This window comes from Pseudarthrobacter ribosi (assembly GCF_055412865.1).
The window spans coordinates 1-1480 of sequence record NZ_JBVAYZ010000048.1; the positions used below are offsets into that span (position 1 = coordinate 1).

The following is a 1480-nucleotide window of genomic DNA, read 5'->3' on the forward strand; positions in this document are numbered from 1 at the left end:
GTGTGTGGGGTGTGTGGTACGGGGTTGTTGTTTGAGAACTACATAGTGGACGCGAGCATCTTTTATAAGAAGCAATTTCCAAGATATATGAACCTGGATCTGTCGCTGTTGTCTGGTTGTGCCTTTCGGGGTGCGGTCCGGCGGTGGTGGTGGTTTCCGTGGTTCTCTCGAAAGAATAGCGTTTTATTGATCTTTTGTGGTCAAGTTTTTAAGAGCACACGGTGGATGCCTTGGCATTAGGAGCCGAAGAAGGACGTAGGAATCTGCGATAAGCCTGGGGGAGTCGATAACCGGACTGTGATCCCAGGGTGTCCGAATGGGGAAACCCCGCCAGGGGCGCGAGCTGCCTGGTGACCCGCATCTGAACACATAGGGTGCGTGGAGGGAACGCGGGGAAGTGAAACATCTCAGTACCCGCAGGAAGAGAAAACAATAGTGATTCCGTCAGTAGTGGCGAGCGAACGCGGATCAGGCTAAACCGTTCCATGTGTGATAGCCGGCGGGCGTTGCATGGTCGGGGTTGTGGGACTTCCCATTCTGTCTCTGCCGGGACAGTGGGGTGTGTAGTACAGGCATAGGTGAACGGTCTTGAAAGGCCGGCCAGAGAGGGTGTGAGCCCCGTAACCGAAATGTTGTGTACCGCCCGGGGAGTATCCCAAGTAGCACGGGGCCCGAGAAATCCCGTGTGAATCTGTCAGGACCACCTGATAAGCCTAAATACTCCCTAATGACCGATAGCGGACCAGTACCGTGAGGGAAAGGTGAAAAGTACCCCGGGAGGGGAGTGAAACAGTACCTGAAACCGTGTGCTTACAATCCGTCGGAGCAACCTTGTAGTTGTGACGGCGTGCCTTTTGAAGAATGAGCCTGCGAGTTAGTGTTACGTCGCGAGGTTAACCCGTGTGGGGAAGCCGTAGCGAAAGCGAGTCTGAATAGGGCGTTGCAGTGGCGTGATCTAGACCCGAAGCGAAGTGATCTACCCATGGCCAGGTTGAAGCGACGGTAAGACGTCGTGGAGGACCGAACCCACTTCAGTTGAAAATGGAGGGGATGAGCTGTGGGTAGGGGTGAAAGGCCAATCAAACTTCGTGATAGCTGGTTCTCCCCGAAATGCATTTAGGTGCAGCGTTGCGTGTTTCTTACCGGAGGTAGAGCTACTGGATGGCTAATGGGCCCTACAAGGTTACTGACGTCAGCCAAACTCCGAATGCCGGTAAGTGAGAGCGCAGCAGTGAGACTGTGGGGGATAAGCTTCATAGTCGAGAGGGAAACAGCCCAGACCACCAACTAAGGCCCCTAAGCGTGTGCTAAGTGGGAAAGGATGTGGAGTTGCGAAGACAACCAGGAGGTTGGCTTAGAAGCAGCCATCCTTAAAAGAGTGCGTAATAGCTCACTGGTCAAGTGATTCCGCGCCGACAATGTAGCGGGGCTCAAGTACACCGCCGAAGTTGTGGATTTCAGATATTAGCTAAGCCGCCCC

At 54.1% G+C, this 1480-nt stretch carries 1 rRNA gene; it reads left to right on the forward strand.

The window, feature by feature from the left end:
• Positions 1-198: 198 nt before the first annotated feature.
• Positions 199-1480: ribosomal RNA gene (locus tag ACZYZ5_RS21435) — 23S ribosomal RNA — on the forward strand; the annotation flags it as partial.